17 protein-coding genes and 1 pseudogene are annotated in these 13,335 nt (G+C 60.8%); 9 read left to right on the top strand and 9 right to left on the bottom strand.

The genetic code is table 11. The features are described from left to right. Window positions 1-15: 15 nt before the first annotated feature. The 3 genes from ACR9ZQ_RS08690 to ACR9ZQ_RS08680 form a co-directional block, all read right to left on the bottom strand. Complete coding sequence (locus ACR9ZQ_RS08690) at window positions 16-717, bottom strand: response regulator (RefSeq protein WP_007824352.1); 702 nt, start codon at window positions 715-717, stop codon at window positions 16-18. Continuing rightward, window positions 718-1,209, bottom strand: coding sequence for a MarR family winged helix-turn-helix transcriptional regulator (locus ACR9ZQ_RS08685; RefSeq protein ID WP_310386998.1), 492 nt, complete (start codon window positions 1,207-1,209; stop codon window positions 718-720). 132 nt (window positions 1,210-1,341) lie between these two features. After that, window positions 1,342-1,599, bottom strand: a complete 258-nt coding sequence (locus ACR9ZQ_RS08680; protein ID WP_481427551.1) for a hypothetical protein — start codon at window positions 1,597-1,599, stop codon at window positions 1,342-1,344. Here ACR9ZQ_RS08680 and ACR9ZQ_RS08675 point away from each other — a divergent pair. Beyond that, a pseudogene (locus ACR9ZQ_RS08675) lies at window positions 1,564-1,836 on the top strand (aminotransferase class IV); the annotation flags it as partial. The gene ACR9ZQ_RS08680 and the pseudogene ACR9ZQ_RS08675 sit on opposite strands and share 36 nt — an antisense overlap. 106 nt (window positions 1,837-1,942) lie before the next feature. On the opposite strand, the gene ACR9ZQ_RS08670 reads toward ACR9ZQ_RS08675, so the two are convergent. Continuing rightward, window positions 1,943-2,209, bottom strand: coding sequence for a hypothetical protein (locus ACR9ZQ_RS08670; RefSeq protein ID WP_113323654.1), 267 nt, complete (start codon window positions 2,207-2,209; stop codon window positions 1,943-1,945). 175 nt (window positions 2,210-2,384) lie between these two features. Beyond that, a complete protein-coding gene (locus ACR9ZQ_RS08665) occupies window positions 2,385-3,002 on the bottom strand; it encodes a DUF1236 domain-containing protein (RefSeq protein WP_113323653.1) in 618 nt (205 codons plus the stop codon). Between the two features lie 278 nt (window positions 3,003-3,280). Here ACR9ZQ_RS08665 and ACR9ZQ_RS08660 point away from each other — a divergent pair, with 278 nt between their 5' ends. Both ACR9ZQ_RS08660 and ACR9ZQ_RS08655 read left to right on the top strand, forming a co-directional pair. Continuing rightward, the gene (locus ACR9ZQ_RS08660; protein WP_310386993.1) at window positions 3,281-3,925 is read left to right on the top strand and encodes an MBL fold metallo-hydrolase; all 645 of its coding nucleotides are present in this window, start codon (window positions 3,281-3,283) and stop codon (window positions 3,923-3,925) included. 11 nt (window positions 3,926-3,936) lie between these two features. Continuing rightward, window positions 3,937-4,497, top strand: coding sequence for a DUF1349 domain-containing protein (locus tag ACR9ZQ_RS08655; RefSeq protein ID WP_481429287.1), 561 nt, complete (start codon window positions 3,937-3,939; stop codon window positions 4,495-4,497). 97 nt (window positions 4,498-4,594) lie between these two features. Here the strand turns inward: ACR9ZQ_RS08655 and ACR9ZQ_RS08650 are convergent, their stop codons facing one another. The 4 genes from ACR9ZQ_RS08650 to ACR9ZQ_RS08635 all read right to left on the bottom strand — a co-directional run bounded on the left by ACR9ZQ_RS08650 (window position 4,595) and on the right by ACR9ZQ_RS08635 (window position 6,941). Next, a complete protein-coding gene (locus ACR9ZQ_RS08650) occupies window positions 4,595-4,936 on the bottom strand; it encodes a tRNA-binding protein (RefSeq protein ID WP_439016043.1) in 342 nt (113 codons plus the stop codon). Between the two features lie 11 nt (window positions 4,937-4,947). Next, entirely contained in the window at window positions 4,948-5,775 is an 828-nt protein-coding gene (proC, locus tag ACR9ZQ_RS08645) for a pyrroline-5-carboxylate reductase (protein ID WP_481427550.1), read from the bottom strand. A 3-nt stretch (window positions 5,776-5,778) separates the two neighbouring features. Then, window positions 5,779-6,279: a type III secretion system chaperone family protein gene (locus tag ACR9ZQ_RS08640; RefSeq protein ID WP_113323648.1), complete on the bottom strand. Its 501-nt coding sequence runs from the start codon at window positions 6,277-6,279 to the stop codon at window positions 5,779-5,781. Between the two features lie 401 nt (window positions 6,280-6,680). After that, window positions 6,681-6,941, bottom strand: coding sequence for an accessory factor UbiK family protein (locus tag ACR9ZQ_RS08635; RefSeq protein ID WP_113185736.1), 261 nt, complete (start codon window positions 6,939-6,941; stop codon window positions 6,681-6,683). Window positions 6,942-7,133: 192 nt separating this feature from the next. Here ACR9ZQ_RS08635 and lgt point away from each other — a divergent pair, with 192 nt between their 5' ends. The 6 genes from lgt (at window position 7,134) to ACR9ZQ_RS08605 (ending at window position 13,150) form a co-directional block, all read left to right on the top strand. Continuing rightward, a complete protein-coding gene (gene lgt / locus ACR9ZQ_RS08630; RefSeq protein WP_481427549.1) occupies window positions 7,134-7,985 on the top strand; it encodes a prolipoprotein diacylglyceryl transferase in 852 nt (283 codons plus the stop codon). Between the two features lie 19 nt (window positions 7,986-8,004). Next, complete coding sequence (locus ACR9ZQ_RS08625; protein ID WP_439016046.1) at window positions 8,005-9,105, top strand: class I SAM-dependent methyltransferase; 1,101 nt, start codon at window positions 8,005-8,007, stop codon at window positions 9,103-9,105. A 107-nt stretch (window positions 9,106-9,212) separates the two neighbouring features. Beyond that, window positions 9,213-10,007, top strand: a complete 795-nt coding sequence (gene pgeF, locus ACR9ZQ_RS08620; protein WP_481427548.1) for a peptidoglycan editing factor PgeF — start codon at window positions 9,213-9,215, stop codon at window positions 10,005-10,007. 5 nt (window positions 10,008-10,012) lie between these two features. After that, the gene (locus ACR9ZQ_RS08615; protein ID WP_481427547.1) at window positions 10,013-11,164 is read left to right on the top strand and encodes a M24 family metallopeptidase; all 1,152 of its coding nucleotides are present in this window, start codon (window positions 10,013-10,015) and stop codon (window positions 11,162-11,164) included. 102 nt (window positions 11,165-11,266) lie between these two features. Further along, window positions 11,267-12,112, top strand: a complete 846-nt coding sequence (locus ACR9ZQ_RS08610) for a hypothetical protein (RefSeq protein WP_481427546.1) — start codon at window positions 11,267-11,269, stop codon at window positions 12,110-12,112. 105 nt (window positions 12,113-12,217) lie between these two features. Then, window positions 12,218-13,150 (top strand): ribose-phosphate pyrophosphokinase, encoded by a 933-nt coding sequence (locus ACR9ZQ_RS08605; RefSeq protein WP_007824382.1) that lies wholly within the window; start codon window positions 12,218-12,220, stop codon window positions 13,148-13,150. Window positions 13,151-13,335: the final 185 nt, after the last annotated feature.

Raw genomic sequence — 13,335 nt, 5'->3', positions numbered from 1 at the left:
CCCGAACCCGTCGTTTCAGTCGATGCTCAGCCTGTATCCGATACCGCGCACTGTCTGCAGCCAGACCGGATTGGCAGGATCATCCTCGATCTTGCGGCGCAGACGGTTGATCTGCACGTCGATGGTACGTTCGCCGACTTCCGCATCGTCTCCGATGAGCTCGTGCCGCGGGATCGTGTCGCCGGCCCGGCGGGCAAAAAGCAGCATGATTTCCTGCTCGCGGTCCGTCAGGCGGATCACTTCAGCCGCCTTCTTCAATTCCTTGCGCGTCAGTGAGAAGGTGTAAGGCCCGAACATGATCTGCTCGATCTTCGGGGTATCGCCGCCGCTGTTGCGCCGCAGGATATTGTTGACGCGCAGGACGAGTTCGCGTGGATCGAAAGGCTTGGGAAGATAATCATCTGCGCCGGCTTCAAGCCCGGCAATACGGCTGTCGGATTCGGCAAGCGCCGTCAGCATGATGATCGGCACGTTCTTCACGGCCCTGAGCCCGCGTGTCACCTCGATGCCGGATTCGCCCGGCATCATCACGTCCATGATGATGAGGTCGAAATCGAGCCCTGCCAGCTTGCGCTGCGCCTCCGCCCCATCAGAAGCAATGGTCACGCGAAAACCGTTTTCCGTCAGGTAGCGGTTCAGCAACGCGCGGATACGGGTATCGTCGTCGACGACGAGAAGATGCGCCGCGTCATCGGAAATGCCTGTCTTGACCGCCATTCAATCCGCCTTCTGTCTGTCTCGCATGCCTCTGAGGAATGCCTTTACGCCCTCTCGCGCCTCCGAGGTAGCTCCCTCGAATGCCCGTTCAATACGGCGTGATTGCGGCTCGGCGAGCGCCAGTGCCAACTCCCTGCCCGATTTGGTGGGATAGAGCTTGCGCTGTCGGCGATCCTCCGGGCCTGCTACCTGCCGAATATAGCCTGAATCGATCAGTTGTTTCAGCACTCTTGCAAGGCTCTGCTTGGTGATCTTCAGCGTATCGAGCAGATCGGCGACCGTCATGCCCGGATTTCGGTTGACGAAGTGCACGACGCGGTGATGCGCCCGCCCAAAACCGCTCTTTTCGAGAATGGCGTCGGGATCGGATACGAAGTCGCGATAAGCGAAGAAGAACAGCTCGATGATCTCGAAATCGATGATCCCGACATCTTCCATCGGCGTGGCCAGCGGCTCAGGTTTGCCTGCTTTCGAGCTGGTCTGTCGTGGCACTCGGCATTTCCTCTCTCTTGGCGTGAGCCTTGCGGAACTTTCGCAAAATATGTCAGCTTTATTGACGTAATTTGCGTTGCCGCTAGCTTCCCCGAACGTTGCAGGCCCCGCGGACTGTTCTTTCCCCGGAAACTAAAGCCCGCCCGGCAAATCTCCAACGCAACGCGCAATTTCCCCTTGCGTCAGTGGATAGAACGTAATGGGGACAACAATCAACAGACATGGCGCAAACGCGCCGGAGGAGGCAAGGATGGCTTCAGTTCTCTGAAGCTTACGTGCGGCCGATCGCACGACGCGCGGGAGTGAGATGATGAGCGTTTCCGCGCAGGCGAACCGCATCAACGTGGCGAGGATGCCAATATCGTCTTCGTCGAGGATGGCGTCATTCACACGCCGACCCCGGATTGCTTCCTGAACGGCATCACTCACCGGACGGTGACTGAACTCGCCAAACGCCGTGGCATTGAAGTCGACGAACGGGCCTTCTTCCCGGAAGAGCTGAGCAGCTTCTCCGGGCGCTGCCAGACCGGTTCGACAGCGGACGTTACTCCCGTGTCTGAAATCGGCCCGTATTGCGTCACGCCGGCGACGATCGCCGAAACGCTGATGAATGATTACATGAAGGAATCTATTCGGCCGCCGCTATCGCCGCCGAATAAACCATCCACCGATCATGCCGACCCGGCCAGGCGCGTGCGTTTGCCGACCGTTTCGTTGTCCAGCGTCCGAACCTTCAGCGTGCCTTGGCCATAACCAGCCCGGCGACCGACGAAAGGATGCCGCCGCCGATCAGTCCGCCAATGCCGTCAGCGATCAGCCCGGTCATTGCTGCTTCCCCGCCGACCATGCTGAGCAGCATGCCGCCGCCAATGCCGCCGATGGCGCCCGCAATCGTGCGGGCAACGACATTGATCGCCTGCTGTTTCAGCGCGGCGCTTGCGACATTGCCGCCGACTGCCCCTGCAACCAGTTGTGTGATGAGCGGAAGTAGCGCTTCCATGATTTTCTCCTCTGGCGATCTCCCCGATCGCCGACTTATGCCATCACCGGATGGCATGTTAGAATATTATCATGTTTACGAGGAGAAGTAGAGAATTCTGACAACCCATGCGAGAGCTCTGCGGATCCTTCATGGAAAGGAGAAAGGCGGCAGCATGGCCGCCTTTCTCATGAGCTTATTGATAGACATAGACGATGCGGCGCGTGCCCGGGTCAACCAGCACCGGCCGATCGTTGATGCGGACATAGCGATACTGGTAATCCGGAATCGTCTCGAATGTCACATCGGCGGGCACTTCGGCACCGACGACCACATCACCGCCAAGCCGCACGGCCTGCCCCGGCGTGGTGTCGATATAGGTGCGGACTTCCTCCGGCGGCGTAATCGCCTCGACCGAGCCGACCGGACCGATCAGCTCATCACCGGGCGCGGGCATTGGCTCCGCCGGCACGACGCTGGAGGTCGTCTCATAGGTCACCACAGGCACGCCGAGATCATCGCGATGCTGCTCGACGATGACAGGCGAGCCGCCCTGATCAACCTGCAGATATTCGGCATAGACCCAGCCGCGCACGCCGTTTACATCGACCCGGCACCAGCGGCTGCCTTCGATGCAGCCGTCGAGCACGGCAGTCGAGCCGCGCGTGGCAAGGCCGACGGAGGGATATTGCGGGCCAGGCCCGGAGCGGATGTTCAGGTCGTTGATGGACGTCGCCACCATCTCCGCCTGAGCAAGGCCGGCACTCGCAGCCAGAAAGGCGCCGGCCAGCAGAAGGTTTCTCTTCAGGGTCATTCTAGGTCTCCTTGTTGCGATGGGCTGAGAACGCACGGGTTGCGTGGTTGTTCCGCCGCGGCCGGCGCGGCTGAAGAATGGCATAAAGAAGGCCGAAGCAAGCATCTGAAATCGCTTCAAAAATTCACTTGTAGGCAGCGCAGCGCCGCTCTCCGCAAGCCGATAAATTCCTGTTGCAGCCTGTCTTTTTCGCGTGAGCCGGCCGAAAATTCAGGCTGCCTTCGGCTGCGTTTGCGCCTATAGAGACAGGCAATTGAAAGACGCGAAGCGAGGCATTCATGGGCATGCTCCAGGCCGGCATCATTCCGGTAACCCCCTTCCAGCAGAACTGCACCATTCTCTTCGACCCCGATACGAAGGAAGGCGTGGTCGTCGATCCCGGCGGCGACGTCTCTGTCATTTCGGGCGTGATCGAAGAGCAGGGCTTCAAGATCAAGGAAATCTGGCTCACCCACGGTCATCTGGACCACGCCGGCGGCGCCAAGGAGCTCAAGGAAAAGCTCGGTGTCGATATCGTCGGCCCGCATGAGGACGACCTGCCGCTCCTGCAGCGCATAGAAACCCAGGCCGAGAAATATGGCATACAGGGCCTGCAGAACGTCACGCCCGACCGCTGGCTGAAGGATGGCGACAAGATCTCCTTCGGCTCTCACGAATTCGAAGTCTATCACACGCCGGGCCATGCGCCGGGCCATGTCATCTATTTCAACCGCGCCCAGAAGTTCGCCCATCTCGGCGATGTACTCTTCAACGGCTCGATCGGCCGTACCGACCTGCCCGGTGGCAATCATCGCCAGCTTCTCGATTCCATCAGGGACAAAGTGCTGCCACTCGGCGACGATGTCGGCTTCATCTGCGGCCATGGACCGGGCAGCCGCATCGGTGACGAACGCCGTGAAAACCCCTTCCTGCGGGAGATCTGAACGTGAAACATATGAGCTGGCTGAACCCGCCACCATTCTTCGAGGAACGTGACGGCGCGCTCCATGTCCGCTCCGGCGAAAGGACCGATTTCTGGCAGGGCACCTATTACGGCTTCCACCGCGACGACGGCCACTTTCTGCATGAAAGCCGCAAGGGTGACTTCACCGCCGAGGTCACCTTCTCCGGCAATTATGAAGCGCTCTACGATCAGGCCGGCCTGATGATCCGTGCCGACGAGAAGCACTGGGTGAAATGCGGCATCGAATATACCGATGGGGCCAGGCATTTCAGCACAGTGGTCACCAACGGCAATTCCGACTGGTCGGCCTTCCGCATCGGCCATGACTTCGATGCCATCTCGGTCCGCGCCACCCGCAACGGCGACGCCCTGTTCATTCAGTACAGCACGGACACCATGGACGAATGGCGCATGGCCCGCCTCGCCTGGTTCGATCCCGCTTTCAAAGAGGTGCTGGTCGGTCCCGTCTTCTGCTCACCGCAACGCGCCGGCTTCGAAGCCGTCTTCCACGATTTCACATTGAACGACCCGCTCTCGCGCGAGATCCACTGAGCCTGCTTGCCGAGGTCAACCGCAAATGCGCTTCGCGCTTCGGCGAAGACCAGATCATTTATGCAATAGCAAAACGCAGCTGACCGGTCTGGCCGGCCTACATCAGCTTCTGGCCGTTCGGCACCGGCCGCTCGACAGCCGCAAGGACGATATCACCCTTCTCATCGGCAAAACCGAGTGTCAGCACTTCCGAGCGGAACGGGCCAATCTGGCGCGGCGGAAAGTTGACGACGGCGAGCACTTGTCGCCCGACGAGCCGTTCCGGCGAGTAATGAACCGTGATCTGCGCCGAAGATTTCTTGACGCCGATCTCGGAGCCGAAATCGATGAGCAGCTTGATCGCCGGCTTGCGTGCTTCCGGAAAGGGATTTGCCTCGATGATGGTCCCGATACGGATATCCACGCGCGCGAAATCAGCAAAAGTGATCTCTTCAGCCATCACAGTCTTTCTCAGCCGGCGAGCTCTTCGGCGCGCTTGCGGGCAGCCGCAAGCGCCTCGTCGAACAACGGCTGCATGCCATCTTCAGCCATCAATACGGAAAGTGCGGCCGCGGTCGTGCCGCCTGGAGAGGTGACATTCTGGCGCAGGCGCGCAGCGTCGTCGGGGGACTGGTGCAGCAGCTCACCAGCCCCCGCGACTGTTTCCCGCGCAAGACGCATGGCAAGGTCCGCCTGCAGGCCAAGTTTACGGCCCGCTTCTGCCATACATTCGACGAGATAAAACACATAAGCAGGCCCGCTGCCCGACAGCGCCGTCACCGAATCGATATCGGATTCGGAAGGCACCCATTCGACAGGGCCGGACACACGAAGAAGAGCATTGACGCCATCGCGCTGTTCAGCGCTGACACGCGCATTGGCATAGGCGCCGGTCACACCGCGCCCGACCATGGCAGGCGTGTTCGGCATGGCGCGCACCATGGCCGCCTCGCCGAGATGCTTTTCAAGGAAGGCGAGCGTCTTGCCGGCAGCGACCGAAACCACCACCGTCTGAGGCCCGACCACGCTTTTGACCGCCGGAAGCACGGCTTCCATTACCTGCGGCTTCACGGCAAGGAACAGGACCCCGGCCTTGAGACCGGCGGGAGCGGCCGTGACATGGGAGGCACCCGCATCGGCAATGGTCGCCAGCATCGCCGGCGATGGGCCGGGATCGACCACGACCACGGCGGAACCCGGAACGCCGCTCTTCAGCCAGCCGGAAAGCATCGCTCCGCCCATATTGCCGGCACCGATGAGAACGACCGGATTGGCAGCGGAAAAGGCATTCGCAGGCATGTTTTACGCCTCACCGACGGTTTCAAAGAGGACCGCTTCCATCGCCTTATTGGCTTCCATACCGGACCAGACGACGAACTGGAAAGCTTGAAAATAAGCTTCGCAGGTATCGAGCGCGCTGGAAAGCAGAACTTCCACCTGACGGTTCGTGGGCTCGGCACCGCCGGCAAGCAGCAGCGATTGGCGGAAGATGACGACATCTTCCTGGCGCCACAGGTCGAAATGACCCATCAGCACCTGGCCGTTGATCGCCGAGAGCAGCTTCACCACCTCGTTGACCCTGATTTCGGGAACCTTGATGTCGAAGGCGCAGCCAAGATGCAGCGCTTCGAATTCCTCCATCCACGAGAAGGAGACGTGATAGTCGGCCCAGCGACCTTCGACCGTCATCGCGATCTCGTCTTCGCCGGAGCGCTCGAAGGCCCAGTCATTGTTTGAAGCCACGTACTCGATCATGTCGACCGGGTTCGACTGGCGTTCGACTTCCAATTCCATAAGGCTCATGCAGCACCTTCTTGACCGGAATGAATGCGGCCTAACTTCGTGAAAAACACAAAACGAGACACACGCAATACCGGAAACAACCACTGGGGATGATCGCTGAACCGCTGCCAGACTAACGCAGTGAACCTGCCCGGAGCTTACCAATTCGCTTCGAATCATCATTTAAAATCAGTGTATAATGCCCCTTGCACCCTGCCAGCCCCCTTCACGGAAATTTGGCCTGGCCTGCTGTGGAAAGCACTTATGGAATCAAATTCAGCGGGGGAGGTAAAAGACTCTGCCCATTGGCTTTTTTGGCAGTGTCCACAGGTGAAAAATCACACCCGATTTTTTTATCCAAGATGCGGCATGTAACATATGGGCCACGCCGCACCTTATACAGCATCTTCTTTAAGCTGAGATCACTTGCCCTTTGCAGCGAGCTTGGCCTCGAGCGCAGCGATGCGGGCTGCGAGCGCCTCGTTTTCGTCACGGGCCTTGATCGCCATTTCACGCACGGCTTCGAATTCCTCGCGCTTGACGACATCCATGCTGTTCAGCCAGCGCTCGGCATGAGCGTTGAAGGCGGTCTCGACCTCCTTGCGCACACCCTGCGCGGCACCTGCCGCATCGGTCATCAGCTTGGCGAATTCATCCATGATGCGGTTCGTTCCGGTCGTCATGGCGTATTTCTCCCTTCGCACGACGTGAATGTCTGGCCTTGCGGCCACCGAAATGGAGGTAGGGCTTCGCCGTTAAGGATGCAAGCGCTTTGCACGGGATAAGCCCTTGCGCACGGGGCCGTGACGAACAATGCACTTGACCGCCAAAGATCGCAGCGCCATGTTCCGCGCATCTCAACGGGTGGGAAAACCTTGCCGATAGCTGCTGATCTTCTTGCTATAATGCCTTTCCCTAATATCGACCCGATCGCTTTTTCGATCGGCCCGCTGGCGATTTATTGGTATGGCCTGGCCTATGTCGCCGGCATCCTGCTCGGCTGGGCCTATGCCCGCCGCATTGCGGCAAACAATGCACTCTGGCCAAACAATACCTCGCCCATATCAAGGGCCCAGCTCGACGACTTCATCGTCTGGGCAGCCCTCGGCATCGTTCTCGGCGGCCGCATCGGCTACATTTTCTTCTACGATCTCGGAGCCATCATCGAAAATCCGATCCGCGCCGTGCAGATCTGGAACGGCGGCATGTCCTTCCATGGCGGCCTGACCGGCACGACGATTGCCATGATCCTCTTTGCCCGCCGCAACCGCATCCCGATCTGGAACCTCTTCGATATCGTTGCGACGGTGGTGCCCTGTGGCCTGTTCTTCGGCCGTATCGCCAATTTCATCAACGGCGAGCTCTGGGGCAGGCTGACGGACGTGCCCTGGGCAGTCGTCTTCCCGACTGGCGGCCCCTTCGCCCGCCATCCGAGCCAGCTCTACGAAGCCGGCCTCGAAGGTATCGTCCTGCTGCTCGTTCTTGCCGCCCTCGTCTACGGCGCCAAGGCCCTGAAGAGCCCCGGGCTCATCACCGGCGTCTTCGTCTGCGGCTACGCGCTCTCGCGCATCTTCGTGGAATTCTTCCGCGAGCCGGATGCGCAGCTCGGCTACCTGCTCGGCACAAACTGGCTGACGATGGGCATAGTCCTGTCCCTCCCGATGATCCTGCTCGGCCTTTGGGCGATCTTCCGCGCCCGCCGCCAGGCTGCTGCCCTGCAGCACTGAAGCTCCCGGAACGACCGCCATGACCACCGCATTAAGCGAAAAGATCAAGACGATCATCCAGGCAAACGGGCCGCTCAGCGTCACCGACTATTTTTCGCTCTGCCTTGCCGATCCCGAACACGGCTATTACCGCACCCGCGAGCCCTTCGGCCGTTCGGGCGATTTCGTCACCGCACCTGAGGTCAGCCAGCTCTTCGGCGAAATGATCGGCGTCTTCGTCGTCCACGCCTGGCAGCGCCACGCAACGCCTGCAGGCGTCCGCCTCGTCGAGATCGGGCCCGGCCGCGGTACGATGATGGCGGACATGTTGCGCGTGATTTCGCGCATCGCCCCGCCGCTCTTCGACAACATGACGATCCATCTCGTCGAAACCAGCGAACGCCTGCGCGATATCCAGAGCCAGACGCTGGAAGCCTATGAAGGCAAGATCAGCTGGCATGCTGGCTTCGACGAAGTGCCCCCCGGCTTCACATTGATCGTCGCCAACGAACTCTTCGACGCGATCCCGATCCGCCAGTTCATCCGCACCTCGACCGGCTTTCGTGAACGCATGGTCGGCCTCGACGCCGATGGCGAGCTGATGTTTGCGGCCGGCGTCGCCGGCCTCGATCCAACGCTGCTGCCGGAACCCGCGCAAAACGTGCCGGCCGGCACCCTGTTCGAGATTTCGCCTGCCCGCCAGGCGGTCATGAGCGCCATCTGCGAAAGGCTGCGGATCTTCAGCGGCACGGCGCTTGCGATCGACTACGGACATCTCGTCACCGGTTTCGGCGATACGCTGCAGGCCGTGCGAATGCACGAATTCGATCCGCCGCTTGCCCATCCCGGCGAAGCGGATCTGACCAGCCATGTCGATTTCCAGCAGCTTGCCGAAACGGCAGCGTCTGCCGGCGTCCACATTAACGGCGCACTGCACCAGGGTGACTTCCTGACCGGCCTCGGCATTCTCGAGCGCGCCGCAGCCCTCGGTCGCGACCGCGAGCCGAATACGCAGCAGATCATCCAGAGCGCGGTCGATCGGCTCGCCGGTGCAGGTGAAGGCCGCATGGGCGAACTCTTCAAGGTGCTCGCCGTCTCCTATCCGGCGATCGACCTGATGCCGTTCCGTCCGGTGGATTGACAGCCAGCCTTACGCTCGCCAACATCCGCCGCAAAATGACACCGCTTCGCCGGACAATGTCCGGCCAGGATGACGTCGATCCCTCTCCAAAAGTCCCGGAATATCAGATGACAGACGCGGCCTCTCCCGCACCGATCGAAAGCGCGCTGCTGAACGAAGCGACCGGCGGCGCGATCCGCCATGGCTATTTCACCCGCGCAGGCGGCATTTCGCAGGGCATCTATCGCGGCCTCAATGTCGGCCTTGGTTCGAATGACAAGCGCAAAAATGTGCAGGAGAACCGCAGACGCGTCGCCGCCTGGTTCGACCTGCCGGTAGAGCGACTGGCAACCGTCCATCAGGTCCATTCGCCTGACGTCGTCATCATCGGGCCGGACTATGACGGCGACCGGCCGCCGGCAGATGCCATGGTCACCGCAACGCCGGGCATTGTGCTTGGTGTGCTTGCAGCCGATTGCGGCCCGATCCTGTTCGCCGATCCTGAAAACCGCGTCATCGGTGCGGCCCATGCCGGTTGGAAGGGCGCATTGATCGGCGTGCTTGAAAACACCATCGATGCCATGGAAGCCCTTGGTGCCGACAGGGCCAATATCGTCGCCTGCCTCGGCCCCTCGATCAGCCAGGCAAGCTATGAGGTCGGCCCGGAATTCGTCGAGCGCTTCCTTGCCTATGATCCGGCCTATGAGCGTTACTTCATCCCCTCCCCGACAGCGGGTCACGCCATGTTCGACCTGCCGGGACTGACCGTCGATCGGCTGAAAAACGCGGGCGTGCGTGCCGAAAGCCTCGGTCTCTGCACTTATCCCGATAGCGAGCGCTTTTTTTCCTATCGGCGGACCACACATAAAAAGGAGCCGGATTACGGCCGCCAGATTTCGGCGATCAGCATCAGGGAGATGTAAGCAGCATGGCACTTCATTTCGAACGGGCTGAATTCGCAAGCCGGCTTGCCCGCCTGACGGACAAGATGAAGGAAGAAAAGCTCGATGCCCTGCTGCTCTTTGCGCAGGAAAGCATGTACTGGCTGACCGGCTACGACACGTTCGGCTACTGCTTCTTTCAGACGCTGGTCGTCAAGGCTGACGGCACAATGACGCTCCTCACCCGCTCGGCCGACCTGCGTCAGGCCCGGCACACCTCCGTTATCGAGGACATCCATGTCTGGGTCGATCGCGTCAATGCCGATCCGACGATGGACCTCAAGAACCTGCTGGTCGAAATGGACCTACTCGGCACCCGCATCGGTGTCGAGTACGACACGCACGGCATGACCGGCCGCGTCGCCCGGCTGCTCGACGCGCAACTGACGACCTTCGGCCAGATCAGTGACGCTTCCTACCTCGTCAGCCGGCTGCGCCTCATCAAGAGCCCGACCGAGGTTGCCTATGTCGAGCATGCCGCCGTGCTGGCAGACGATGCGCTGGACGCAGCGATCCGCCTGACCAAGCCCGGTGCCGATGAGGCCGATATCCTCGCCGCCATGCAAGGCGCGGTTTTCTCCGGCGGCGGCGACTATCCGGCCAACGAGTTCATCATCGGCTCCGGCGCGGATGCACTGCTCTGCCGTTACAAGGCCGGCCGCCGCAAGCTCGACGCCAATGACCAGCTGACTCTCGAATGGGCCGGTGTTTACGCACATTATCATGCCGCCATGATGCGTACGATCGTCATCGGCGAGCCGACGCATCGCCACCGAGAACTCTACAATGCCTGCCTCGAAACGATCCAGGCGATCGAGACCGTGCTGAAGCCTGGCCATACCTTCGGCGATGTCTTCGACATGCATGCCAGGATCATGGATGAGCGCGGCCTCGCCCGCCATCGCCTGAATGCTTGCGGCTATTCGCTCGGCGCGCGCTTCTCGCCGTCCTGGATGGAGCACCAGATGTTCCATGCCGGCAATCCGCAGCCGATCGAGCCGAGCATGTCGCTCTTCGTGCACATGATCATCGCCGATTCCGACACCGGCACAGCCATGACCCTCGGACAGACCTATCTGACGACAGGTGAAGCCCCTCGTGCACTTTCGCGCCATCCGCTGGATTTCATCGGGGTCTAACCTCCGCAATCACCGGCAAGAATCCGGAATTGACAGACAGGTCCCCCCACCCCCATAAATTCGCACGGGGCTGACGCGAATGTGGGAAGGACGAACCGAGGGATGACGCGAGTTGCGACTGCACCCACGCTCCTGATCTGTCTTGCCTTGCTTTCTGCTTGCAACACGACCGATGCATTGACGCTCACGCCGCCGATGGAAATCGGCGACTCTTCGATGAGTCAGCGCTCATCCACACCGGTGACGCAGAGCGAAGCCGAGCGTATGGCCGGAGCGCCGCAACGGACCTTCCCGGCGGCACCCCGCCGGAACGGCTATACGCCAGCCTACAGCGAGCAGACCTCTCCGACCCAGCCGAACTACCAAGCGCAGGCCTACCGGCCCGGCACCGGCGCTCCGCCGACGACTATGCAGGCCCAGGCCGATGCGCTTTCCCGTGACGGCTCTTCGCCCGCTGCCTCCGGACCGATCGAAGGCCAATCACTGGCGCCACCATCCGCCGCCACCGAGCAACCGGCACCGCAGCAGCCGACGCAGACAGCAGCGCTTGATCCTTCGGTTTCATCATCAACCTCGGTACGCGGCAATACAGTGCGCTTCCTGCCCATCATCGGTGCGCCCGTACAAGCTGTCACCCCGCTGTCCCGCCAGCTTGGCGCGGAGGCCCGCGCTCATGGCCTTGCCATCAAAAGCTCCAACGACACCAGCAGCGACTATATTCTTAAGGGTTACCTCTCCGCTTTCAGCGACGAGGGCAAGGTCACCGTGGTTTATGTCTGGGACGTGCTTGACAATGCCGGCGCCCGCCTGCACCGCATTCAGGGACAGGAAAGCGTGCCGACGGCCGCGACCGATCCCTGGGCCGGCGTGCCCGCCTCCGTGATGCAGCAGATCGCCTCAAAGACGATCACCGAGTTCACATCCTGGCGGCAAAGCGAGGGCGGTTAGTCACAAGCTTTTTATAAATATAAAAGTATGTGACGCCTTAGCCCTTGCATTCACCGGGAAGCTGGCTAAAAAGCGCGGCTATCAGCGCATAACAGGCGGACCAAGATGAAGGTTTTCGCAGGCAATTCGAACCGGCAACTCGCCGAAGCGATCTGCAACTATCTCAATGTTCCCTTAGGGAAAGCCAGTGTCCGAAGGTTTGCCGATCAGGAAATCTTCGTGGAGATCCAGGAAAATGTGCGCGGTGAGGACGTTTTCCTCGTGCAGCCGACCGCCTTTCCCGCCAATGACCACCTGATGGAACTGCTGATCATGATCGACGCGATGCGTCGCTCGTCAGCGCGCCGCATCACTGCCGTTCTCCCTTATTTCGGGTATGCCCGTCAGGACCGCCGCGCCTCCGGCCGCACGCCGATCTCCGCCAAGCTGGTTGCAAACCTCATTACCGAAGCCGGCGCCGACCGCGTCATGACGCTTGATCTCCATGCCGGGCAGATCCAGGGCTTCTTCGATATACCCACAGACAATCTCTTCGCTCTTCCCGTGCTGACGCGAGACATCAAGAGCCACTATGACCTCAGCAACGTCATGGTCGTCTCGCCTGACGTCGGCGGCGTGGTGCGCGCCCGCGCGCTCGCCAAACGGCTGGACTGTCTTCTGGCCATCGTCGACAAACGTCGCGATCGGCCGGGTGAATCCGAAGTCATGAACATTATCGGCGACATCACCGGCAAGGACTGCCTGCTGATCGATGACATCGTCGATTCCGGCGGCACGCTCTGTAACGCGGCCGATGCGATGCTCGCCAAGGGTGCATCCAGCGTCACCGCCTATATCACCCACGGCGTCCTCTCCGGCGGCGCGGTCACCCGCGTCACCTCCTCGAAGCTGCGCGAACTCGTCATCACGGATTCTATCCAGCCGACCACGGCCGTGCTCTCGGCCCACAATATCCGCGTCGTGACGACTGCACCACTGATCGGCGAAGCCATCAGCCGCACGGCCCAGGAAGAATCCGTCTCCAGCCTCTTCGACTAAAAGAGCCGGCATTCGACCGGCTCTTTTGATCTTCGAACTGCAGTTCTCTGACATTTACCGCTGACCCGTGCTGTCCTCTCAAAGATTGACCATCAACAGTCACTGCGCCGTCCGCGCACCATTGCCGTCCGAACTGTTGGTGTTAGCAAAGCCTTTGGACATCATCATCCCAAAGCCGACCTCGC

Source organism: Rhizobium sp. KNZ14-9A (genome assembly GCF_056755015.1).
The sequence above is the reverse complement of the archived record's forward strand: the minus strand, read 5'-3'. Positions and strand labels throughout refer to the sequence as shown.